The organism is Pseudomonas sp. D1-1, assembly GCF_051132225.1.
Lineage (GTDB): Bacteria > Pseudomonadota > Gammaproteobacteria > Pseudomonadales > Pseudomonadaceae > Aquipseudomonas.
In genome coordinates, this window is the sequence record NZ_CP071676.1 from 993,564 (window position 1) to 1,015,046 (window position 21,483).

Here is a 21,483-nt window from a genome sequence, read left to right on the forward strand (position 1 = left end):
GAGCTTCAAGCTGCAAGTGGGTTTGCGGTGTTCAGGCTTGAAGCTTACCGCTTGAAACTTTTGGCTGCTACGAAGCAGCACGGCTTGCCGCGAGGGTAATCGACACTGACTCGGCGAAGCGCAAGGCGTGCGGCTTGTCGACTTCGACCTCGGCGTACAGCACCGACTCGTTGGCCATGACCAGGTCCAGCAACTCCTGGGTCAGGCGTTCGAGCAAGGCGAATCGGTTGCCCTCCACATGGGCGATGATTGTCTTGGTGATGGTGCGGTAGTTCAGGGCGTGGTCGATGTCGTTATCGCGCACTGCCTCTTGGGCCGCGTAGAGGATGGTCAGGTTGATCAACACATCCTGCTTGTTGAGGATCTCGTCCTCGTTGATGCCAATGAACGTACGCAGGCGCAGGTCCTTGACCTTGATGCGCGCCATGGCGGGCTGAAGTTGTGGCATTTATTGGCTCCGTCGAATCAATTGCAGGAACTCCTGGCGCGTGGTGCTGGACTCGCGAAAGGCGCCGAGCATCACCGAGGTGTTCATCGTCGAGTTCTGTTTTTCGACACCGCGCATCATCATGCACATGTGCTGGGCTTCTATCACCACCGCAACGCCGGCGGCCTGGGTGACCTGCTGCACCGCGTCAGCGATTTGCCGGGTGAGGTTTTCCTGGATCTGCAGGCGACGGGCGAACATATCCACCAGCCGGGCGATCTTCGACAGCCCCAGGACCTTGCCCGTAGGAATATAAGCCACATGGGCCTTGCCGATGAAGGGCAGCAGGTGATGTTCGCACAATGAATAGAGTTCGATGTCGGCAACGATCACCATTTCATCGCTGTCGGAGGCGAACAGGGCGCCGTTGACGATCTGTTCGATGCTCTGTTCATAGCCATGGCAAAGGTACTGCATGGCCTTCGCGGCCCGCACCGGTGTATCAAGCAGGCCTTCGCGTTCCGGGTCTTCGCCCAGGCCGATCAGGATCTCGCGGTAATGCTCGGGCGACAGGGCCATTGCGCTTCCTCGGAACAGGATTATTTAATGTGCCGCCCACCGTTGACGGTCAGGGTCGTGCCGGTGACGTAGGGGTTGTCCAGCAGATAACGCAGGCTCTGGTAGATCACTTCACTGCCCGGCTCGAAACCCAGCGCGGATTTGGCCAGGGCCTTGGCCCGATAGGCCGCATCGTCGTCGGGATTGAACAGTAGCAGGGCCGGGGCGATACCGTTGACCTTGATGGCGGGTGCGTACTTTGCCGCAAACGACAAGGTCAGGCTCTCGAGCCCGGCCTTGGTGGCGCAATAGGCGATGTGCCGGCTGCTGCCCTTGCGGGTCACGTCATCACTGATGTGCACGATATCGGCCGGCACCGAGCGTTGCAGCAGCTCGGCGCACTGCAGGTTGATCAGGTAAGGCGCGAGCATGTGCACGCCAAACATCGCGCCGAAGGCGGCCGCCTCATCGCCTGGGGTTTCGGCCAGCCAGGCCGAGGCGTTATGCACAATGGCGCGTAGCTGGTCGGTGTGCTGCTTGAGTTGTTCGATGAAGGCGAGGATTCCCGCTTCACTGGAAAAGTCGGCAAACAGCATCGTGGCCCCTGAGTCCCGTAGCGTCTGCACGCCCGGGCGTTCGGTGCGATAGGTGGCGATGACCGGTTGCCCGTCTTCCAGCAACCGACGGGCGCAGTGCAGGCCGACACGCTGGGCTGCGCCGGTGATGAGGATCGGAGCGGTAGGCATGGGGCGGCTCGGTTTGCGGCGGAAGCAAAACTATAACAGCGCCGGATACCGTGTACCTATTGGCGACCGATCCAGTGAATGCATTGCCAATTTCACTGTGGGAGCGAGCCTGCTCGCGAAGGCGTTGGTCCAGCTGGATTCAATCTGGCTGGCAGGCCGCTTTCGCGAGCAGGCTCGCTCCCACACGAAGTCCTGCTGCATTAATGGTTCTGCGTCGCCGGCACTGGTCGTTGCGGTGCGCCGGCGAGCCAGTTCGCCAGCAAGTGGGTCGATAACGGGATAAACAGATAAACCATCAGCGGCGTCAGGATGAGCGTGCTGATCAGCACCCGGCTCAACATGCCCAGTTCAACCAGTAATGGCCCCAGCAGGAAATTGAACAACAACGAAACCGGAAAAAACGCCAGCCAGATAGCCACCGCCTGTTTCCAGCGCGGCGGGCGCTGGTTGACGGCGCCGAACCAGCCGTCGATGCCGCGCACTCGGTGTTCGGAGGGATGGGCAAACAGCTCGCTGCCGCGTCCCAGCCAAGCCGTGCGCGAGGCCGAATGTTCCCACGCATGCAGGGTCTGCTCATCGGCGAAACGGAAGATGATCTGGAATTCGTCGTCTTCGGGCGGCGGCGCAAGTACGCCTGAGCCCAGGTAGCCGGGGAAGTCGGTCGCCAGTTGCTCGCCTTCGCGCAACCAGGCGATCAAGTCCTGATAGCGGCCATTGGCGACGCGGCGGGCAACCATCAACGTGACGGGTGAGGCAGACATTTTGTATCTCCATGTTACGGCTGCGGCACTCCGGGTAGGAGATTCGCTTGAAGAACGGCCCCAGGGTAAGGGGGCGACGTTCGATGCCTGAAGGCAAGCAAGGATTATTCCTTGTAGGATAAAAAACTACAAATTCGAATATCGCCCGCTATCTACCTTGTAAAGACATCCCCGGTGAGGAGTAAACTGGGATCCAATTCGAGCCGGGTAAGCCTTCGGAATGAGCGTGATCATCGAAGAGAACCTTGCGTTTCAGGCCTCCGTGGCTTTGAAAGGCGAGGATTTGTTTCCCATCCGCGAAGTGGCGCGGGTGACTGGCGTGAATCCGGTGACCTTGCGCGCGTGGGAGCGGCGCTACGGCCTCATCCAGCCCACACGCACCGAAAGCGGGCACCGCCTGTATTCATTGGGCGACATCGAGAAGGTTCGCAGCATTCTCGCCTGGATCGAACGCGGGGTAGCGGTGAGCAAGGTGGGGAAAATTCTCGCCAGGACCGAGTCGGTTCAGCCAGCCTCCAGGTTCATTTCGCCCGATCTGGTGCGCGCTGATTACGCCCAGTGGCAACAGCTCGTGGCTGAAGCAGTCGGCAACTTTGACGATGTGGAGCTGGATCGGGTCTATGGACAGATTTTTTCCAGCTATACGGCACCGGTCGTCTTCCAGGACATCCTGATGCCGCTCTGGCGAGCATTGCTCCAACGCCAGCATGAGTTCGGGCAGACCAGTGAGTGGCTGTTTTTCGACGGTTTCTTGCGCTCGCGTGTCATGCAACGACTCTTGCTGAAGCGCGAAACTTCGTCGCGCCGGGTCCTGGTCAGCGCCATAGCTGGCCAATGCCGGGAATTGGAGTTGCTGGTCACGACGCTATTCATCTCCAGGGCGGAGGTGGATGTCAGGGTCATGGCTGTCGGCCAACCCTTTGACGAATTGACCCTGATTTGCCAGAAGATCAAGCCATTGGCGCTCGTGCTGGTTTCCAATCATGCGCCGGCCGCGGAGCTGCCCAAGCGGCTGAACAGGCTGGCGATGAGCCTCGATTGCCCGGTCATGCTCGCCGGCGATGCGTCCGACCTGGCGCAGGAAAGCCTGGCGGGCTCTTCCATCGCTTGCCTGGGAAATGAAGGCATGCTGATGCGCCAACGCTTGCGTCAATTTCTGGCGGGTAACCTGGACACTTGAATGGCTTGCTAGGATTTGTACGAAAAGTCGCCGATCGTCGCGCAGGCACTTTTCGTACAAAGCCTAGAGGTGCATCGCCGGATGGGTCAGACGATGTTGCTGGAGGATGTATTGACGCAGGCGCTCGGTTTCGTCCTGGTCATGCTGATTCAGATGGTAGGCGTACAGGCCCTGATCGGTTTCCCGTTCGAACGTACCGCGAAGCGAAATTCTCTCGTAGCCTGAAGGGCTGAACCACAACGCGAACTGTTTTGGCGGTTTGGTGCGGTTGCGAATTTCCAGCAGAACGCCCTTGCAAGATACCTCGTGCACCCATAAAGGACCTGGCTGACCCTTGGCATTTTCCAGCGCAACCGGTGCCTCGAGCGTCAGGCGCCATGGGCGCACCTTTGGTCCATCCTCATAGATGCTCGGCACACCCAGGCGCAGGTGCATGGCATGGAATTCGTCTTCCACCAGATGCAACGGAAAGGTCATCTGTTGGTTTTCGAAATTGGCTTGTAACGTGACCTGCTCGTTTGCTGCCAGGCGCGTCAAAAGGTCACGGATCTGCGACCCACCGTTTACCAGCAAGCTCGACGTGACATCCCGCTCGTTCAACTGCGGGCTGTGCTGCATGGTCCGGATGAAATCCAGCTCATCTTGGGTAAGAAGGGCGTCGCGCTGCATACAGTGCTCGAAAAATATGTGCGAGTTCACGGGTGATTGTAGTGACTGACCATTAATTCGCCGTTTTGTTTGCGCCGTTCGTCGCATCCAGGCGCGCAATGGTCTCCCGTGCTTCAGCCAACTCCTTTTCAAGCTGGGCGATTCGCTGTTGAGCTTTCACCTGGATTGTCACGTCCTTCTGCACACCGACGAAATAAGTGTGCCCGTCAGCCTGGTTTTTCACGGTCGACAACGACAGCTCATTCCAGAACGGCGTGCCGTCCTTGCGATAGTTGCGAAGGACCTGTCGGCATGATCCGCCTTGCTTCAAGGCCATGCGGATATGCTCCAGGGCCGGTTGATCGCGATCGCCGGACTGCAGGAAACGGCAGTCCTGGTAGAGGATCTCGTCGCGGCTGTAGCCGGTCAGCCGTTCAAACGCCGGGTTTACATAAATCAGGATATTGTCTTCGTCGCCTTCCTTTTCGGCGATGACGATCCCGTCGTTCGAAGCGCTGATCACCAACTGCATCAAGTGAGCATTAATCATGAGGCCTCCAGCCATCGTCATCCCTGCGTGCGCTGCATTCTAGAAGAACCCTGGGGGATGTCTACTTGCCATTATCGGTTGTTGAGAATCAATCCCGGCATCACTGTTCAGCCTGCTACCATTGCGGCTCTTTAATTCCGCTTCAGGATCAGATTGATGAAAGTCGCCATCCTTTCCGGCTCCGTATACGGCACCGCCGAAGAAGTCGCCCGGCATGCCGCCAAATTGCTTGATGACGCCGGTTTCCAGACATTCCACAATCCGCGGGCAACCCTGGCGGATATCCAGGCGTTTGGCCCGCAGGCGTTGCTGGCCATAACGTCCACTACCGGCATGGGCGAGCTGCCGGACAACCTGATGCCATTGTATTCGACGATTCGCGACCAATTGCCCGCGTCGTTTCGCGGCCTGCCCGGTGCGGTGATCGGCCTCGGGGATGCCAGCTATGGCGATACGTTCTGCGGTGGTGGCGAGCAGATGCGCGAATTGTTCGCCGAGCTGGGCGTGCACGAGGTGCTGGCCATGTTACGCCTGGATGCCAGCGAGAGTGTGACGCCGGAAAGCGATGCCGAGCCCTGGCTGGGCGAATTGATCGCTGCATTGCGCCATTGATGGAGGAGCGGCCGGCACTGATCGCGGATGTTCGCCTGATGACCCGCTCGGTCAGTAAGCTGGCTGCCAATGCAACTACCGGCCCTGGCGGAGCTGACTAGACTGGTTTTCTGTTCATGGAGGTTGGATACGCCTCCACCATAACAAGAAGCCAGAGGTCATAACCGTGAGCGTGACGCCCATTCAATCGACACCCGGCATCAAGGACCAGGTCAGCGCCGCGGAATGGCAGACCCGCGTCGATCTTGCCGCCTGTTACAGACTGGTCGCGCTGCACGGCTGGGACGATCTGATCTTTACCCATATCTCCGCCAAGGTCCCCGGCACCGAAGATTTCCTGATCAACCCGTTCGGTTTGATGTTCCATGAAATCACCGCGTCGAGCCTGGTCAAGGTCGACCAGGCCGGCAACAAGCTGATGCCCAGCCCCTATGAGATAAACCCGGCGGGTTACACCATTCACAGTGCGGTGCACGAGGTGCGGCACGATGTGATGTGTGTGTTGCACACCCACACGGCCGCCGGTGTCGCGGTATCGGCGCAAAAACAGGGCGTCCTGCCGATCAGCCAGCAATCGCTGTTCGTGCTGTCGAGCCTGGCGTATCACCCTTACGAAGGGGTCGCCCTCAATCCTGAAGAGAAGGCCCGCCTGCAAGCGGACCTGGGCGACAGTAATTTCCTGATGCTTCACAACCACGGTCTGCTGACTTGTGGCGGCACCATCGCCGATACCTTCCTGATGATGTTCATTTTCCAGCGAGCCTGTGACATCCAGGTTCTGGCGCAGACCGGCGGCGCCGAGTTGATCGCCATCGAGCCCCAGGTGCTGGCCGGTGCCCGGGCGATGGTTGCCGGGGTGACCCGAAGCGCCCAAGGCATGGGGGGCGCGCTGGCCTGGCCGGCCTTGCTGCGCAAACTCGACCAGCAAGATCCGGGTTATAAAAGCTGATGCCCATGGTCCAGATTCCGCTGCGTATCTGGCGCCAGCGCGGACAGACCTTCATGTTTCGGGGTCACGCTATCCGCTATTGGGTGGCGGGCCACGGCGAGCCTCTGCTGTTGATCCACGGGTTCCCTACCGCCAGTTGGGACTGGCATTACCTGTGGCAGCCGCTGGCACAGCGTTACCGGGTGATCGCCTGCGACATGCTCGGTTTCGGTGACTCCGATAAACCTGTGGATCACACCTATAGCCTGTTGGAGCAGGCCGATCTGCAGCAAGCGTTGCTGACGCATTTGAATGTGACACAGGGAGTTCATGTGCTGGCCCACGATTATGGCGACAGCGTGGCCCAAGAGTTGATTGCCCGGCACAGCGAGGCGCGCGCCGACGTCGCCAGTTGTGTCTTTCTCAATGGTGGACTGTTTCCCGAGACCCATCGTCCGGTGCTGATGCAGAAGTTGCTGCTCAGCCCCTTGGGGTGGCTGATAGGCCGGGCCTTCTCCAGGGACGGGCTGGTGAAGAGTTTCCAACGGATTTTCGGCCCCAGGACCTGCCCGACCGAAAGCGAGATGGATGATTACTGGAGCCTCGTCGAAACCCATCACGGGCCGCGGATCATGCACAAACTCATCGCCTATATTCCCGAACGACGGGTGCAACGCGACCGTTGGGTGCAGGCGATGCAGCGCGGCGAAGTGCCGTTGCGGGTCATCGACGGGGCAATCGATCCGATTTCCGGTGCGCATATGGTGGCGCGTTACCGCGCCTTGATTCCGAACGCCGACACGGTGCTGTTGCCTGACATTGGCCACTATCCACACACCGAGGCACCTGTTCAGGTACTCAAGCATTACCTGGCATTTCGCGAAATCATCGCGGCGCCGATCAGGCAAATGGCCTGTTCATGACCGATTGCCTCGCATCATCCCCTCACCTTATCGCCCACCATTCACTCTGAGCCCAGTTGATTGTGGCCTGCCGACTTGTGCCGGACACTCGGGCCAATGTCCTATCGGCCTGCTGGAGTTCTGCCCATGAGTGAATCTGTGCGCTTCGAAGATAAAGTCGTGATCGTCACGGGAGCCGGCGGCGGCCTTGGCCGCGCTCATGCGTTGCTGTTTGCCCGGCAGGGCGCACGCGTGCTGGTGAACGATCTCGGCGGGTCGGCGCAGGGGGAGGGCGCCAACGCCTCGGCAGCGGATCGGGTGGTGGCTGAAATCCGTGCCGCCGGTGGTATTGCCGAGGCCAATCATGACTCGGTCACCGATGGCGACAAGCTTGTGCAAAACGCCCTCGACGCCTTCGGCAGGGTGGACGTGGTCGTCAATAATGCCGGTATCCTGCGCGACAAGACCTTCCATAAGATGGACGATGCCGACTGGGACCTGGTTTACCGTGTCCATGTCGAAGGTGCCTATAAAGTCACCCGCGCCGCCTGGCCGCACCTGCGCGAGCAGAACTACGGACGAGTGATCTTCACCGCCTCCACGTCCGGCATCTATGGCAACTTCGGCCAGTCCAACTACGGCATGGCCAAGCTTGGCCTGTACGGCCTCACTCGCACCCTGGCTATCGAAGGTCGCAAGAACAACATCCTCGTCAACGCCATCGCCCCCACCGGCGGCACGCGGATGACCGAAGGCCTGATCCCGCCGCAGGTATTCGAGCAGCTCAAGCCCGAGCTGGTCAGCCCGCTGGTCGTGTACCTGGCCAGCGAAGCCTGTCAGGAAACTTCCGGATTGTTCGAAGTAGGCGGCGGCTGGATGGGCAAGGTGCGCTGGGAGCGCAGCCTCGGTGCCGGCTTCGATCCGCGCGAGGGGTTCTCACCCGAGGACGTCGCCGCTCACTGGCAGCAGATTTGCGACTTCGAAAACGCAGTCCACCCGAACGACAACCTGGAAGCTTTGAAAGAGATGATGGCGAACCTGCAGCGTCACGCCATTTGAATCGCGTCCCTGGGCACGTTGTCGCCAGGCGCGGCACCGCGCTCAGGGGAAGTACTTCTGCACCAGGGCCGCGAGATTCGCAGCGGTCTCCCTGTCTATCACACCGTCATGTTTCGCCGGGCGAAAATGCAGCTGGAAGGCTCGAACCAGGCGCCGATACCCTTGAGATACAACGCATGCCTCGCAAACATCGGGCCTGGATAACCTCTTGCGCCCGCGGCGATGTCCGAATGCCCGAGCACGTTTACCGGACCGATTTCCGGGTAGCGTTTGAGAATATTCTGAATAGTGCTCGAGTTATCCAGGAAACAAGAAGTTCCCTCGCGGAAATAACCCGGAAATAAAAAAGGCCGCTGCAAAACGCAGCGGCCTAAACGTGACGTTGTAAAGGAGCTACAAATCAACGTCAGTGGACACGGGGACGATGGATTGATGCGCAATCCATCCGAATGACGGTGCGCCAGGCGCGAGGGACGCCTGGCGGCTTGCGCTTGCAGGCCCGTTGTCCCGCAAGCCCGGCCAGCATAGGGATGGGACGTTTTCGGAAACAGCCCGGATCCGGACATGCACTGTTGCAGTGCATGTAACAGTGCAGGCGCAGCGATGAAAATGCACGCCGTTGATAACCTCTCATCCAGTCCGTTCATGCACCACGCAAAGGCCCGGCCCGCATGGGCTGTCATCCTTTGGAGGTACATCGCGAATACCCCCTTGGTGCGCTTATCGCCCATGACGTGGGGCAGTAGGGTGGAGGCTCTGTCACTCACCGGGGAAGACGCATGACAACAATAACAATGCGCGCCATCTTCAAGCCGCAGGCGCTGGCCGTCGCGGTGGCCTTGGGTTGCTGTGCCCAGGCGCAGGCCGTTTCATTCAACATTGGCGAAATCGAGGGGCAGTTCGATTCCTCGCTGTCGGTTGGCGCGAGCTGGGGCATGCGCGATGCCGACAGGGATCTGGTCGGCACCGTCAATGGCGGTACGGGCCAGTCTTCCACCGGTGACGACGGCCGATTGAATTTCAGGAAAGGCGAGACCTTCTCGAAAATCTTCAAGGGCCTCCACGACCTCGAACTCAAGTACGGCGACACCGGCGTGTTTGTCCGTGGCAAGTATTGGTACGACTTCGAGCTCAAGGACGAAAACCGCGAGTTCAAGGACATCAGCGACAGTAACCGCAAGGAGGGCGCCAAGTCGTCGGGGGCGCAGATCCTCGATGCCTTCGTCTATCACAATTATTCCATCGCCGATCTGCCGGGCACGGTGCGCGCCGGCAAGCAGGTGGTCAGTTGGGGCGAAAGTACCTTCATCGGCAACTCCATCAACAGCATCAACCCGGTGGATGTGTCCGCGTTCCGTCGCCCGGGTGCGGAGATCAAGGAAGGCCTGATCCCGGTCAACATGCTGTTCGCCTCCCAGGGCTTGACCGACAAGCTTACCGTCGAAGGTTTCTACCAACTGGAGTGGGACCAGACGGTTGTGGACAACTGCGGCACCTTCTTCGGTAACGATGTGGTCGCCGATGGTTGCACCGATGGCTATACCGTAGGCAGCCCGGCGATTGCGCCGTTCGTGCCGTTGACCACCGCGTTCGGCCAGGGCATCCAGGTGACCAGCGAAGGCGTGGTCATTCCCCGTGGCGGTGACCGCGATGCGCGGGACTCCGGCCAGTGGGGCACGGCGTTGCGCTGGCTCGGCGATGACACCGAGTACGGCCTGTACTTCATGAATTACCACAGCCGCACGCCGACTGTGGGCACCACTACGGCGGGGCTCTCTACGCTGGCTGCGCTGCCGGGGATGGTCGCGACTGCAAACGCCATCGCCCCTGGCAGCGGCGCGGGCCTGGCGCAAAGCGTGATGTTGGGGCGCGGTGGGTATTACCTCGAATACCCTGAAGACATCCGCCTGTACGGCGCCAGTTTCTCCACCACGTTGCCGACTGGCACGGCGTGGACCGGCGAAATCAGTTACCGCCCCAATGCACCGGTACAGGTCAACACCAACGACCTGACCCTGGCCTTGGTGAACCCGATCGCCGGAGGCGCCGCGTCACCGATCGCCACTTCGCCGGGCGCGGACAACACCGGTTACCGCCGCAAGGAAGTGACCCAGGTGCAGAGCACCCTGACGCACTTCTTCGACCAGGTGCTGGGCGCCGATCGCCTGACCGTGGTCGGTGAGGCCGCGGTCGTGCATGTCGGCGGTCTCGAATCGAAGGACGAGCTGCGTTATGGACGCGATTCGGTCTACGGCCAGTACGGCTTCAACGGCGACACCGACGGTTTTGTCACCTCGACCTCCTGGGGTTATCGCGCCCGGGCGATTCTTGACTATTCCAACGTTATCGGCGGGGTGAACTTCAAGCCCAACCTGTCCTGGTCCCATGACGTGGCCGGCTATGGGCCCAACGGTCTGTTCAACGAAGGCGCCAAGGCGGTCAGCGTGGGTGTCGATGCCGATTACCGCAACACTTACACCGCCAGCCTGAGCTACACCGATTTCTTCGGCGGCGATTACAACGTTCTCGAAGACCGCGACTTCCTCGCGCTGAGCTTCGGCGTGAACTTCTGATCTGGCTGACAAGGAAAACCCAATGCGCAAGATGATCCTGCAATGCGGTGCCCTGGCCCTGAGCCTGCTGGCCGCGAACGTGATGGCGGCAGTCTCGCCGGAGGAAGCCAACAAACTGGGCACCAGCCTCACCCCGCTGGGCGCGGAAAAGGCCGGCAACGCTGATGGCTCGATCCCGGCCTGGACCGGCGGTATTCCGAAGAATGCCGGTGCCGTGGACAGCAAAGGCTTCCTCGCCGACCCGTTCGCCAGTGAAAAACCGCTGTTCACCATCACCGCCGCGACCGTGGACAAGTACAAGGACAAACTCTCCGAAGGCCAGGTCGCGATGTTCAAGCGCTACCCGGAAACCTACCGGATTCCGGTCTACCCGACCCACCGCAGCGTTGGCCTGCCGCCGGAGATCTATGAGGCGGCCAAACGTAGCGCACTGAACGTGAACGCCATCAACGACGGTAACGGCCTGGCCAACTTCACTGGCAACCGCTACTACGCGTTCCCGATTCCCAAGACCGGCGTGGAGGTGCTGTGGAACCACGTCACCCGCTACCACGGCGGCAACCTGCGGCGCGTCATCATCCAGGCCACACCGCAGACCAACGGCAGCTTCACGCCGATCCGCTTCGAAGAAGAGATCGCCGTGCCGTTTCTGATCAAGGACGCCGACCCGGAAAAAGCCAGCAACGTACTCACTTATTTCAAGCAAGAGGTGACGGCCCCGGCGCGCCTGGCCGGTAACGTGTTGCTGGTGCATGAAACGCTCGACCAGGTGACGGAGCCGCGTCTGGCATGGATCTACAACGCCGGCCAGCGTCGTGTGCGTCGTGCCCCACAAGTTGCCTATGACGGCCCGGGCACCGCTGCCGACGGCTTGCGTACTTCCGACAACTTCGACCTGTTTTCCGGCGCCCCGGATCGCTACGACTGGAAGCTGGTGGGCAAGAAGGAAATGTACATCCCGTACAACAGCTACAAACTTGATTCACCGAGTCTCAAATACGATGACGTGATCAAGGCCGGGCACATCAACCAGGACCTGACGCGCTACGAGCTGCACCGGGTCTGGGAAGTAGTGGGTACGGTCAAGCCCAGCGAGCGGCATATCTACGCCAAGCGTCACATGTACATCGATGAGGACAGCTGGCAAGCGGCACTGGTGGACCACTATGACGGGCGCGGCCAGTTGTGGCGCGTGGCCGAAGGGCATGCCCAGTTCTATTACGACCATCAGAACCCGGGCTACACACTCGAAGCGCTCTACGACATCATCGCTGGCCGCTATATTGCCCTGGGGATGAAAAACGAAGAGAAGCACGCCTACGTCTATGGGTTCGAGGCTCGGGCAGCCGACTACACGCCGGCAGCGTTGCGGTCGAGCGGGGTTCGCTAGATCGTCTTGGCAAAATGCCCGTGGCGAGGGAGCTTGCTCCCGCTGGGCCGCGAAGCGGCCCCAAAGCCCTCCAGACCCTGAGCAAAACCAATGACCGACAGCTGAGCTGCCGGTCATTTTTTTATGAGCCGCAATCAGCGCGCTGAATATTTCTCCTAAGGTGCTCGACACAGGTCTAGGGTGATGGAACAACAATAAAAGGGACCTTGCACAATGACCGCCATGACCCCGTGTCCGGACCGTCCCGGGCTGCTGCCGCGCCTGTCTTCGACGCATGTGCCACGCCGGTCCTTGAGCGAGTCGTTGCTGGCTTCCGAGGCGCGGGTAAAGCTGCTTTACGCACCGGCGGGCAGTGGCAAGAGCGCGTTGTTCGCTGAGTGCTTCCTGCAAGCGCCCCCGGGCTGCCGGCTGCATTGGCTGCCGCTGGGGGGCGCGGCGATGGATGTCGCGCAATTCTGTGAGTGCCTGGCCCAGGCCCTCGGATTGCCGGTGGTCGATGAGGCGAGCCTGCTGGCTCACCTGGCACGGTTGCAAACCCCGACATGGTTGTTCCTGGATGATTATTGCCGGGTGCCCAATCCGGCACTCGACCAATTGCTCGACCGCTTGCTCAACACCAGCAGTCCGGCGCTGCATCTGTGGCTCAATGGCCGTCGCCGCCCGCACTGCAATTGGCCGCGCCTGTTGCTGGACGACGAGCTGCACGAGTTCGACGCGCAAGCCCTGGTTTTTACCGCCGAGGACGTTCAGCAATTGCTCGGGCATTTGCCCGGCCCACTGGCAGCACGCACCGCCCGCGAGGTGGTTCAGCGCAGTGGTGGCTGGTGTGCCGGGGTGCGCTTCGCCTTGCTCGAACGTTGCGAGTGGGCGCGGAGCAACGCTTCGTCGGGGCGTGCCGGGACTTTGCCCGACTACCTCGAATATGAATTGTTTGGCGCCCTGTCCCCGGAACTGGCGCAGGCCTGGCGCGTGCTGGCGCATTTGCCGCGCTTCAATGCCCGGCTTTGCGAGCATCTGTTCGGCGATACGGTGGGGGCCGAATGCCTTCCCTTGCTGCTGGACCTGGGATGCTTCATCGAACCGTGGGCGCAGTCTTCGGAATGGATGCAGATTTTCCCTCCGCTGGCCCGCCTGGTGCGTGACGAGCCCTGGCCCCAGGCGCGCTCCTGGCACCGGCGGGCCTGCCAATGGTTCGCCGCCGAGCAGGATTGGCCGATGGCATTCGAACAGGCCATGCAAGCGGGGGAGTTCGAGACCGCCGTGAGTGTCCTCCAGCATCTGAATTTCGAGCATGTCTTGCAGGGCAACAACGTCCAGCTGTTATTGAGCCTGCATGACCAGCAGGACGAGGCGTTGTCCCTCGGTACGCCGCAATCGGTGGGGCTGGTTACCGCAGCCTTGCTGTGCGCCGGACGTTTCGCCGAGGCCGAGCGGTGCATCGAGCAATTGGGCCGGTTCGCGCCACAACCGCTGGCCTGCCGGCAGCGAGAACTGATTGCCCGCTGGCAGGTCTTGCGTGGTTGGCTGCTGCATCTGGACGGTGAGGGCGAACCGGCGCTTGAGCATTTCCTCCAGGCCGAAGCCGGCCTCGAACCGCACGCCTGGGCTCTCAAGGTGCTGTGCCTGATCGGCCAGACGCAGCAGGCACTGCTCAAAGGTGAGCTGGCGTCCGCGCAATGGATCAACCGTCAGGCGCTGTGCCTGGCCCGGGCTCATGGCTCGCTGGTGTTCGAAGGATTGCTGGAACTGGATCACGCCCAGGTACTTGAGCAACGCGGCGCGCCCCATCGGGCGGATCATTTGTTGAGCGCCGTCCAGGTGCTGCTCGACAAGCCCGGCCAGGATTTTTCCGCGCTGCTGGGACGTATCGCCCTGCGACGTGGGCGCCTGGCGTTACGCATGGGATCTGACGAGCAGGCCGCCGAACACTTTCAAGCCGGCCTGGAGGCGGGCCTGCGCAGCCAGGACAAACAAGTGCTCTACGGCTTTCTCGGCAAGGCTTGCCTGGCGGCCAACCGGGGTGACTATGGCGAAGCCTTCATGCAACTGCGCGACGCCGAGCGGATCATGCAGCAGCGACACATCCCCGACACGGTCTATCGCGGCGTGCTGCTGCAAACCAGCTGTCAATTCTGGTTGCAGCAGGGGCGCCCGGAGCTTGCTCATGAAGTCTTGACCCGGGTCTTGCGGCATTTCCACGGGCCGCAGGCCAAGCAGGCGCCGCCAGCGACCCTGGAGCTGATTCCGCGTCTTGAGTATCTGCTGGTGCTGGCCGAGGTCTACCTGCATCGGGCGCATGAGCCGCAGGCTCGCCTGCAGGCGATGATCGCCCAGGCACGGCAGCGCGAAATGCACGCATTGGAAACGGAGTTGCAGTTGGCGCTGGCCGAGGTCGTCTGGTTGTCCGTCGATCGCACTTCTCTTGGATTGATCGCGCCGGAGGCGCTCAAGCAAGTGGCCTGTTGGCGGGCGCAGCAAGCCTTGGGTGAGCTGCGTATGCGCCAGCCTGAACTGGTGCACTGGATGCAATCTCAGGAGCGGATCGAGCTGCCGGGACGCGCGGCGGAAGAAACGCTGCTCAGCCAGCGCGAACTGGAAGTACTGGAACTCATTGCCCAGGGCCATTCAAACCAGCAGATCGCCGAGCGCCTGTTCATCTCGCTGCATACGGTGAAAACCCATGCGCGGCGGATCCATAGCAAGCTGGGCGTACAGCGGCGGACACAAGCGGTCGCAAAAGCGAAAAACATGGGCGTGATGAGTTAGCCAATATCCTGCTGGGCTGATGACCCTGAGTCATACCCCATTCGCCGGCTCACGGCCCGGGTCGCGGTCAACAGGCGCTGCGCCGCCGGGCCGTTTTCGTCGGCGTGGAACAGCGATGTCGGACCCACAATGGTCATGACTGCCGCCACCTGGCCCATGGCGTTGAAAACCGGCGCGGACAAGGCATCAATGCCGGGCATCAACAAGCCATGCACATGGTGCAGGCCGCGACTGCGGATCTGCCCCTGCAAGGCGGCATAGACATTGTCATCGGCCAAGGCGTGGTCGGTGGCGTCGCGCACCTCCTGTTCGCGCAGCTCGATGGTCTCGCGCTCCGGCAGGTAGGCACTGAAAACCAATCCCGTGGATGAGCTGAGCAACGGCAGGACCGAGCCCAATTGCGTCACCACGGTCACGGCCCGCACGGCGGGTTCGATCCGCACCACGGTCGCGCCGTGATTGCCCCACACCGCGAGAAAACAGGTTTCGTTCAAGTCGTCGCGCAGTTCGGCCAAGGGCAGGGCGGCCACTTGCAGCACATCCATGCCGTTGAGCGCCGCCAGCCCTACGCGCAAGGCTTCGCGGCCCAAACCGTAGTGGTTGGTTGCGCTGTTCTGTTCGGCGAAGCCACTCGCGATCAGGGCTTGCAGGTAACGATGAACCTTGCTGGCCGGCATCTGCACATGTTCGGCCAGGCGTGACAGCGAGGTGGAAGGGGACAACTCGGCCAAGGCCTTGAGGATGTCGGTGCCGACCTCAGCGGAGCGGACTTTCTGTTTACCGTTGCTAGGCGGGTTTTCCATGGAGGTTATGGTCCGGAAGCGAATGGGCGTCTTTATAGCTTGACGGTGGTCGTCGAGCAAATTACGTTATGCGTAATCGAATTACGATAAAAACAACCCGGTGCGCCCAGGCTGCTCCACAGAGCGACGGGACGCATCCAGTCCTGTATTCAGGAGGCTCCATGAACCTCGATTCCACGGCGTCGGACCTGGCTTACCAGTCTGGCTTCGGTAACGAATTCGCCAGCGAGGCGCTGCCCGGCGCACTGCCCGTTGGCCAGAACTCTCCGCAGAAAGCCCCGTACGGCCTGTACGCCGAACTGTTTTCCGGCACCGCCTTCACCATGGCCCGCAGCGAAGCGCGGCGAACCTGGATGTACCGCATCCGTCCTTCGGCCAACCATCCGGCCTTCGCCAGGTTGGAACGGCAATTGGCCGCAGGCCCGCTGGGCGAGGTGACACCCAATCGCCTGCGCTGGAGCCCGTTGCAGATCCCTGCGGAGCCCACCGATCTGATCGACGGCCTGGTGCGCATGGCGGCCAATGCCGGTGCGGACAAACCCGCCGGTATCAGCATCTATCACTACTGCGCCACCCGCTCCATGGAGCGGGTGTTCTTCAACGCCGATGGTGAGTGGCTGATCGTGCCGCAACTGGGGCGGCTGCGCATCGCCACCGAGCTGGGTGTGCTGGAAGTGGCTCCGCTGGAAATCGCCGTGCTGCCTCGAGGGCTGAAATTTCGCGTCGAACTGCTCGACGCGCAAGCTCGCGGCTACATCGCCGAGAACCACGGGGCGCCGTTGCGCCTGCCAGACCTCGGGCCGATCGGCAGCAATGGCCTGGCCAATCCAAGGGATTTCCTGGCCCCCGTCGCCCATTACGAAAACCTCGTGCAACCGACCACGCTGGTACAGAAGTTCCTCGGTGAACTGTGGGCCTGCGAGCTGGACCATTCGCCGTTCGACGTGGTGGCCTGGCACGGCAACAACGTGCCGTACAAATACGATCTGCGACGATTCAACACGATCGGCACGGTCAGCTTCGACCACCCCGATCCGTCGATTTTCACCGTGTTGACGTCGCCGACCAGTGTCCATGGCCTGGCGAATCTCGATTTCGTAATTTTCCCGCCGCGCTGGATGGTGGCGGAAAACACCTTCCGTCCGCCGTGGTTCCATCGCAACCTGATGAATGAATTCATGGGCCTGATCCAGGGCGCCTACGATGCCAAGGCCGAGGGCTTCCTGCCGGGCGGCGCGTCGCTGCACAGCTGCATGAGCGCCCACGGCCCGGATGGCGAGACCTGCACCAAGGCGATCAATGCCGAGCTCAAGCCAACAAAAATCGATAACACCATGGCCTTCATGTTCGAGACCAGCCAAGTGCTGCGTCCCAGCCGTTTCGCCCTGGACTGCGCACAATTGCAAACTGACTACGACGCCTGCTGGGCCTCGCTGCCGGTCACTTTCGACCCGACCCGGAGATAACCCATGACCCAAGTTTCCCCTACCCTCAGCTGGGTTGTTTGCGCTAATAGTCATCCCGACTTCCCGCTGCAGAACCTGCCGCTGGGCATCTTCAGTGTCGCTGGCGAAGCTCCCCGTAGCGGCGTGGCGATTGGTGAGCGGATCTTCGATCTGCAGGCCGCGTTGCAGGCGGGCCTGTTTGACGGCAAGGCGGCTGAAGCCGTCGAGGCCATGCAGGGCGGCCAGTTGAACGCCTTCTTCGACCTGGGGCGCGAGGCCCGGGTTGCCCTGCGCGAAAGATTGCTCGAACTGTTGCGCGAGGACAGCCCCCAGCGGGACGCGATCCAGGCCCAGGGCGCGCGGTTGCTGCCACTGGCGGCGGACTGCCAGATGCACTTGCCAGCGAAAATCAATGACTACACCGATTTCTACGTAGGCATCGAGCACGCGCAGAATGTCGGCAAGCTGTTTCGGCCGGACAATCCGCTGCTCCCCAACTACAAGTACGTTCCCATCGGTTATCACGGTCGCGCTTCGACGGTTCGCCCCTCCGGTACCGATGTGCGCCGTCCGCAAGGCCAGACGCTGCCGCCCGGCCAGGCCGAGCCGATCTTCGGCCCGTGCGCGCGGCTGGATTATGAACTGGAGCTGGGTATCTGGATCGGCAAGGGCAACGCCCTGGGCGAGCCCATTGCCATCGGCGATGCGGCCGAGCACATCGGCGGTTTCTGCTTGCTCAACGATTGGTCGGCCCGGGATATCCAGGCTTGGGAGTACCAGCCGCTGGGGCCTTTCCTGTCGAAAAGTTTCCTCACCAGCGTATCGCCGTGGGTGGTGACGGCCGAGGCTCTTGAGCCGTTCCGTCGCCCGCAGCCGGCGCGCCCGGAAGGCGACCCCCAGCCACTGCCGTATCTGCTGGACAAGCGTGACCAGGCTGGCGGAGCCTTTGATATCGAACTGGAAGTCCTGCTGCTGACCGAATCCATGCGCGAGCAGGGCCTGGCGCCTCATCGCCTGACCTTGAGCAATACCCGGTACATGTATTGGACCGTGGCGCAGATGGTCGCGCACCACAGCGTCAACGGTTGCCAATTACAGGCCGGCGATCTGTTTGGCTCGGGCACATTGTCAGGACCTGAAAATGGTCAGTTCGGCAGCCTGCTGGAAATCACCGAGGGCGGTAAAAAGCCGATCGAACTGGCGTCCGGCGAAATCCGCAAATTTCTCGAAGACGGTGACGAAATCATCCTGCGCGCCCGTTGCGGCCGCGAAGGTGCCGCCTCCATCGGTTTCGGCGAATGCCGCGGCAAAGTCTTGCCGGCGCATTGAGGGGGCGGCATGGAGCTTTACACCTATTACCGTTCCACGTCGTCTTACCGGGTGCGCATCGCGCTGGCGCTCAAGGGCCTGGATTACCGGGCCCTGCCGGTCAACCTGATCGCGCCGCCCGGGGGCGAACATCGCCAGCCGGCCTACCTGGGGATCAATCCCCAGGGGCGGGTACCCGCGCTGCGTACCGATGAGGGCGCTTTGCTGGTCCAGTCTCCGGCGATCATCGAATACCTGGAGGAACGTTATCCACAGGTGCCGTTGCTCAGCCGTGACCCCGTGCTTCGCGCACATGAGCGTGGCGTGGCCGCACTGATCGGCTGCGACATCCATCCACTGCACAATGTCAGCGTGCTCAACAAGCTCAGGCAGTGGGGCCACGACGAAGCACAGGTGACGGAGTGGATCGGGCACTGGATCAGCCAAGGGCTGGCAGCGGTGGAGCAGCTGATTGGCGAAGACGGCTATTGTTTCGGCGCGGCGCCAGGCCTGGCGGACGTTTACCTGATCCCGCAGCTGTATGCGGCCGAGCGCTTCAATGTGTCGTTGCAGGGGTATCCACGAATCCGCCGGGTGGCAGCGTTGGCGGCAGCCCATGCGGCGTTCCAGCAAGCGCATCCGGCGAGTCAGCCTGATACTCCCTGAGTCGCCCCTGTGGGAGCGAGCCTGCTCGCGAAGGCGGTGGGCCAGACGCTCTGATAGTGAGGCCGCCTGCTTCATCGCGAGCAGGCTCGCTCCCACAGGGTGTGTAATGGGCCGCCGGGGCTCAATGCACAATCGTATTTGGCGGCAGATGCCCCAGCCGCTCGGTCAGCCGGATCCGCTGGATCGGGTCATCACTGAGCATCAATGCATGTTCGAGATCGAAACGTTCGGCGTTGGGGCAATCGAGTCGCTGGTAGAGGCTGGCGCGGGCCAGGTAGTCGGCGGCGCTGGCGTTACCCAGTTCCAGCACCCGTTCGGCATCGACCAGCGCGGCGATGTAGTCGTCGTTGGCCAGATGTAATTGCCTGAGATTACGCGACAGCCGCTGGAGCATCTGCATCGGCTCGGCGCAGACCATGTGCTCGGCCTTGAGCGGCAGGTTGGCGCCGTATTGGCGATGCAGCAAGTCCCGGCAGTCATTGGGGTACAAGCGGCGACCGCCGCAGGGGTCGAGCAGGTGGTCCGCGCCAGGTACGCGCAGCAGGAAATGGCCGGGGAAATTGACGCCGGTCATCGGGATTTCCAGGCCCTTGGCCAGTTCCAGGGCTATCAGGCCCAAGGCCAGCGGTTGCCCTCGCTTGCGGACCAGGACCTTGTCCAGCAGCGCCGCGCCAGGCCGTAGCGGCGTAGCGTCGTCCTGGGCGAAACCCAGATCATTCAGGCGCCGAAGCAGGGGCTGGCCCAATTCGCTGACAGGCAGCATCGGCAGGCCGTGGCTGACTTTCTGCTGCAGCTCCCTGAAATCCTTCAATAACGCTGGCACGTCCACTTCACGATCATGCTCGGCTGCGATCCACAGGGCTGCTTCGAGCAGTGCGGGTGGCGAGCGGTGCAGACAGTCAAAAAAGGCTTGGCGCGGTTTCATCACAGTCTCCGGACTATGCCTCGTTTTAGCTCTGCCGCGAGGTTTCGTCCAGTCTCGCAAAGAGGGGGTAGCCGGTTATGCCGAAAAGACTGACGATCATGCGGCGTTATTCCGGCGTGCTCCTGCAAATTTCGATTGCGCGCCTATACTGGCGAGACAGACAAAAAAGTGATTCGGGAGCCTGTCGATGTTTGCTCTCATGCAAAGCTCCCGCCTTGAATCGCTGCACTTGAGCGTAGACCCGGCAACCGGGTTGAAGGCGGTGATTGCCATTCATTGCAGCCGTCCTGGGCCTGCACTGGGTGGCTGTCGTTATCTTTCCTACCCCGACGACGAAAGTGCCGTGGCCGACGCCGTGCGCCTGGCCCAGGGCATGAGCTACAAGGCTGCGCTGGCCGGCCTGCCCGTGGGCGGGGGCGTGGCGGTCATCATGCGTCCGGCACACGTCGAGAGCCGTGCGGCATTGTTCGAAGCCTTCGGCCGCTGCATCGAGCAGCTGGACGGTCGCTACATTACCGCCATCGACAGCGGCACATCGGTGGCGGACATGGACTGTATCGCCCAGCAGACTCGTCATGTCACCAGCACCACTGCCGCGGGAGACCCGGCGCCCCATGCGGCAATGGGGGTGTTCGCCGGGATCCGCGCCACGGCCATGGCTCGCCTGGGTAGCGACAACCTGGAAAGCCTGCGGGTGGCCATCCAAGGCTTGGGCAATGTCGGTTATGCGCTGGCCGAGCAACTGCATGCGGCGGGCGCCGAACTGCTGGTCAGCGATATCGACCCCGGTAAAGTGCAGCTGGCGATGGAGCAACTGGGCGCCCATCCCATCGCCAACGACGCACTGCTCAGTACCCCCTGCGACATCCTGGCTCCCTGCGGCCTCGGCGGGGTACTCAACAGCCAGAGCGTGGCGCAACTGCGCTGCTCGGCCGTTGCCGGCTCGGCGCATAATCAGTTGAGCAACCTGCAAGTCGCCGACCAGTTGGAAAGACGTGGGATCCTCTATGCACCGGACTACGTGATCAATTCCGGCGGCCTGATCTATGTTGCCTTGAAACACCGCGGCGAAGAGCTGCCGACCATCACGGCGCATCTCGCCAAGATCGGTGCCCGGCTCACGGAAGTCTTCGCCCACGCCCAGGCCGAAAAACGCTCACCGGCCAGGGTGGCTGACGAGCTCGCGGAGCGTTTGTTGTACCGATAAAAAAAGATCGCAGCCTTCGGCAGCACCTA

Annotated in this window: 20 protein-coding genes; 12 read left to right on the forward strand and 8 right to left on the reverse strand. The window is 61.6% G+C overall.

The genetic code is table 11. The features are described 5' to 3' along the window. Positions 1-67 precede the first annotated feature (67 nt). The 4 genes from folX to J3P86_RS04345 form a co-directional block, all read right to left on the reverse strand. Complete coding sequence (gene folX / locus J3P86_RS04330; RefSeq protein ID WP_434699518.1) at positions 68-448, reverse strand: dihydroneopterin triphosphate 2'-epimerase; 381 nt, start codon at positions 446-448, stop codon at positions 68-70. After that, positions 449-1,006, reverse strand: coding sequence for a GTP cyclohydrolase I FolE (folE, locus tag J3P86_RS04335; RefSeq protein WP_434569779.1), 558 nt, complete (start codon positions 1,004-1,006; stop codon positions 449-451). A 20-nt stretch (positions 1,007-1,026) separates the two neighbouring features. Next, positions 1,027-1,731, reverse strand: coding sequence for a dihydromonapterin reductase (folM, locus tag J3P86_RS04340; protein ID WP_434653655.1), 705 nt, complete (start codon positions 1,729-1,731; stop codon positions 1,027-1,029). 200 nt (positions 1,732-1,931) lie between these two features. Next, on the reverse strand, positions 1,932-2,492 hold the full coding sequence (locus tag J3P86_RS04345; RefSeq protein ID WP_434653654.1) for an antibiotic biosynthesis monooxygenase: 561 nt from the start codon (positions 2,490-2,492) through the stop codon (positions 1,932-1,934). 220 nt (positions 2,493-2,712) lie between these two features. Here J3P86_RS04345 and J3P86_RS04350 point away from each other — a divergent pair, with 220 nt between their 5' ends. Continuing rightward, on the forward strand, positions 2,713-3,672 hold the full coding sequence (locus J3P86_RS04350) for a MerR family transcriptional regulator (RefSeq protein ID WP_434699520.1): 960 nt from the start codon (positions 2,713-2,715) through the stop codon (positions 3,670-3,672). Between the two features lie 63 nt (positions 3,673-3,735). Here the strand turns inward: J3P86_RS04350 and J3P86_RS04355 are convergent, their stop codons facing one another. After that, positions 3,736-4,341, reverse strand: a complete 606-nt coding sequence (locus J3P86_RS04355; RefSeq protein ID WP_305496748.1) for a hypothetical protein — start codon at positions 4,339-4,341, stop codon at positions 3,736-3,738. Between the two features lie 52 nt (positions 4,342-4,393). After that, positions 4,394-4,870, reverse strand: a complete 477-nt coding sequence (locus tag J3P86_RS04360) for a PAS domain-containing protein (protein WP_305501358.1) — start codon at positions 4,868-4,870, stop codon at positions 4,394-4,396. 156 nt (positions 4,871-5,026) lie between these two features. Between J3P86_RS04360 and J3P86_RS04365 the strand changes: the two genes are divergently transcribed. From J3P86_RS04365 to J3P86_RS04395, 7 genes are all read left to right on the forward strand, one after another. Continuing rightward, on the forward strand, positions 5,027-5,482 hold the full coding sequence (locus tag J3P86_RS04365) for a flavodoxin (protein WP_434626049.1): 456 nt from the start codon (positions 5,027-5,029) through the stop codon (positions 5,480-5,482). A gap of 166 nt (positions 5,483-5,648) precedes the next feature. After that, positions 5,649-6,431: a class II aldolase/adducin family protein gene (locus tag J3P86_RS04370; RefSeq protein WP_434569773.1), complete on the forward strand. Its 783-nt coding sequence runs from the start codon at positions 5,649-5,651 to the stop codon at positions 6,429-6,431. Continuing rightward, positions 6,431-7,333, forward strand: a complete 903-nt coding sequence (locus J3P86_RS04375) for an alpha/beta fold hydrolase (RefSeq protein WP_434699521.1) — start codon at positions 6,431-6,433, stop codon at positions 7,331-7,333. Before J3P86_RS04370 ends, J3P86_RS04375 begins: the two co-directional genes overlap by 1 nt. 126 nt (positions 7,334-7,459) lie before the next feature. Beyond that, positions 7,460-8,371, forward strand: a complete 912-nt coding sequence (locus tag J3P86_RS04380; RefSeq protein WP_434569771.1) for an SDR family oxidoreductase — start codon at positions 7,460-7,462, stop codon at positions 8,369-8,371. Positions 8,372-9,150: 779 nt separating this feature from the next. Further along, positions 9,151-10,944 carry a DUF1302 domain-containing protein gene (locus J3P86_RS04385; RefSeq protein ID WP_434626045.1) on the forward strand — a complete coding sequence of 598 codons (1,794 nt, stop codon included), beginning with the start codon at positions 9,151-9,153 and terminating at the stop codon, positions 10,942-10,944. Positions 10,945-10,966: 22 nt separating this feature from the next. Beyond that, entirely contained in the window at positions 10,967-12,334 is a 1,368-nt protein-coding gene (locus J3P86_RS04390; RefSeq protein WP_434626043.1) for a DUF1329 domain-containing protein, read from the forward strand. A 213-nt stretch (positions 12,335-12,547) separates the two neighbouring features. Then, positions 12,548-15,100: a LuxR C-terminal-related transcriptional regulator gene (locus J3P86_RS04395; protein WP_434699523.1), complete on the forward strand. Its 2,553-nt coding sequence runs from the start codon at positions 12,548-12,550 to the stop codon at positions 15,098-15,100. Here the strand turns inward: J3P86_RS04395 and J3P86_RS04400 are convergent. After that, the gene (locus J3P86_RS04400) at positions 15,097-15,903 is read right to left on the reverse strand and encodes an IclR family transcriptional regulator (RefSeq protein ID WP_434653648.1); all 807 of its coding nucleotides are present in this window, start codon (positions 15,901-15,903) and stop codon (positions 15,097-15,099) included. The genes J3P86_RS04395 and J3P86_RS04400 overlap by 4 nt on opposite strands. A gap of 161 nt (positions 15,904-16,064) precedes the next feature. Between J3P86_RS04400 and hmgA the strand changes: the two genes are divergently transcribed. From hmgA to maiA, 3 genes are read left to right on the forward strand one after another with little or no spacing between them, the layout of a single operon-like run. Next, positions 16,065-17,369 carry a homogentisate 1,2-dioxygenase gene (gene hmgA, locus J3P86_RS04405; protein WP_434695819.1) on the forward strand — a complete coding sequence of 435 codons (1,305 nt, stop codon included), beginning with the start codon at positions 16,065-16,067 and terminating at the stop codon, positions 17,367-17,369. Positions 17,370-17,372: 3 nt separating this feature from the next. After that, positions 17,373-18,677: a fumarylacetoacetase gene (fahA, locus tag J3P86_RS04410; RefSeq protein WP_434699524.1), complete on the forward strand. Its 1,305-nt coding sequence runs from the start codon at positions 17,373-17,375 to the stop codon at positions 18,675-18,677. A 9-nt stretch (positions 18,678-18,686) separates the two neighbouring features. Then, positions 18,687-19,322 (forward strand): maleylacetoacetate isomerase, encoded by a 636-nt coding sequence (gene maiA / locus J3P86_RS04415; RefSeq protein WP_434699525.1) that lies wholly within the window; start codon positions 18,687-18,689, stop codon positions 19,320-19,322. A gap of 121 nt (positions 19,323-19,443) precedes the next feature. Here maiA and J3P86_RS04420 read toward each other — a convergent pair whose 3' ends face one another. Further along, positions 19,444-20,247, reverse strand: a complete 804-nt coding sequence (locus J3P86_RS04420; protein ID WP_434602853.1) for a SirB1 family protein — start codon at positions 20,245-20,247, stop codon at positions 19,444-19,446. A 187-nt stretch (positions 20,248-20,434) separates the two neighbouring features. On the opposite strand from J3P86_RS04420, the gene J3P86_RS04425 reads away from it, so the two are divergent. Further along, positions 20,435-21,454 carry a Glu/Leu/Phe/Val dehydrogenase dimerization domain-containing protein gene (locus J3P86_RS04425; RefSeq protein ID WP_434569763.1) on the forward strand — a complete coding sequence of 340 codons (1,020 nt, stop codon included), beginning with the start codon at positions 20,435-20,437 and terminating at the stop codon, positions 21,452-21,454. The last annotated feature ends 29 nt before the right edge of the window (positions 21,455-21,483 follow it).

Coding starts and splice junctions, on each gene's coding strand:
- hmgA (WP_434695819.1), top strand. CDS start 16,065: ATGAACCTCGATTCCACGGCGTCGGACCTGGCTTACCAGTCTGGCTTC.
- folE (WP_434569779.1), bottom strand. CDS start 1,006: ATGGCCCTGTCGCCCGAGCATTACCGCGAGATCCTGATCGGCCTGGGC.
- J3P86_RS04375 (WP_434699521.1), top strand. CDS start 6,431: ATGCCCATGGTCCAGATTCCGCTGCGTATCTGGCGCCAGCGCGGACAG.
- J3P86_RS04385 (WP_434626045.1), top strand. CDS start 9,151: ATGACAACAATAACAATGCGCGCCATCTTCAAGCCGCAGGCGCTGGCC.
- folM (WP_434653655.1), bottom strand. CDS start 1,731: ATGCCTACCGCTCCGATCCTCATCACCGGCGCAGCCCAGCGTGTCGGC.
- J3P86_RS04345 (WP_434653654.1), bottom strand. CDS start 2,492: ATGTCTGCCTCACCCGTCACGTTGATGGTTGCCCGCCGCGTCGCCAAT.
- J3P86_RS04425 (WP_434569763.1), top strand. CDS start 20,435: ATGTTTGCTCTCATGCAAAGCTCCCGCCTTGAATCGCTGCACTTGAGC.
- J3P86_RS04380 (WP_434569771.1), top strand. CDS start 7,460: ATGAGTGAATCTGTGCGCTTCGAAGATAAAGTCGTGATCGTCACGGGA.
- folX (WP_434699518.1), bottom strand. CDS start 448: ATGCCACAACTTCAGCCCGCCATGGCGCGCATCAAGGTCAAGGACCTG.
- J3P86_RS04390 (WP_434626043.1), top strand. CDS start 10,967: ATGCGCAAGATGATCCTGCAATGCGGTGCCCTGGCCCTGAGCCTGCTG.
- J3P86_RS04365 (WP_434626049.1), top strand. CDS start 5,027: ATGAAAGTCGCCATCCTTTCCGGCTCCGTATACGGCACCGCCGAAGAA.
- J3P86_RS04360 (WP_305501358.1), bottom strand. CDS start 4,870: ATGATTAATGCTCACTTGATGCAGTTGGTGATCAGCGCTTCGAACGAC.
- J3P86_RS04420 (WP_434602853.1), bottom strand. CDS start 20,247: ATGAAACCGCGCCAAGCCTTTTTTGACTGTCTGCACCGCTCGCCACCC.
- maiA (WP_434699525.1), top strand. CDS start 18,687: ATGGAGCTTTACACCTATTACCGTTCCACGTCGTCTTACCGGGTGCGC.
- J3P86_RS04355 (WP_305496748.1), bottom strand. CDS start 4,341: ATGCAGCGCGACGCCCTTCTTACCCAAGATGAGCTGGATTTCATCCGG.
- J3P86_RS04400 (WP_434653648.1), bottom strand. CDS start 15,903: ATGGAAAACCCGCCTAGCAACGGTAAACAGAAAGTCCGCTCCGCTGAG.
- fahA (WP_434699524.1), top strand. CDS start 17,373: ATGACCCAAGTTTCCCCTACCCTCAGCTGGGTTGTTTGCGCTAATAGT.
- J3P86_RS04350 (WP_434699520.1), top strand. CDS start 2,713: ATGAGCGTGATCATCGAAGAGAACCTTGCGTTTCAGGCCTCCGTGGCT.
- J3P86_RS04395 (WP_434699523.1), top strand. CDS start 12,548: ATGACCGCCATGACCCCGTGTCCGGACCGTCCCGGGCTGCTGCCGCGC.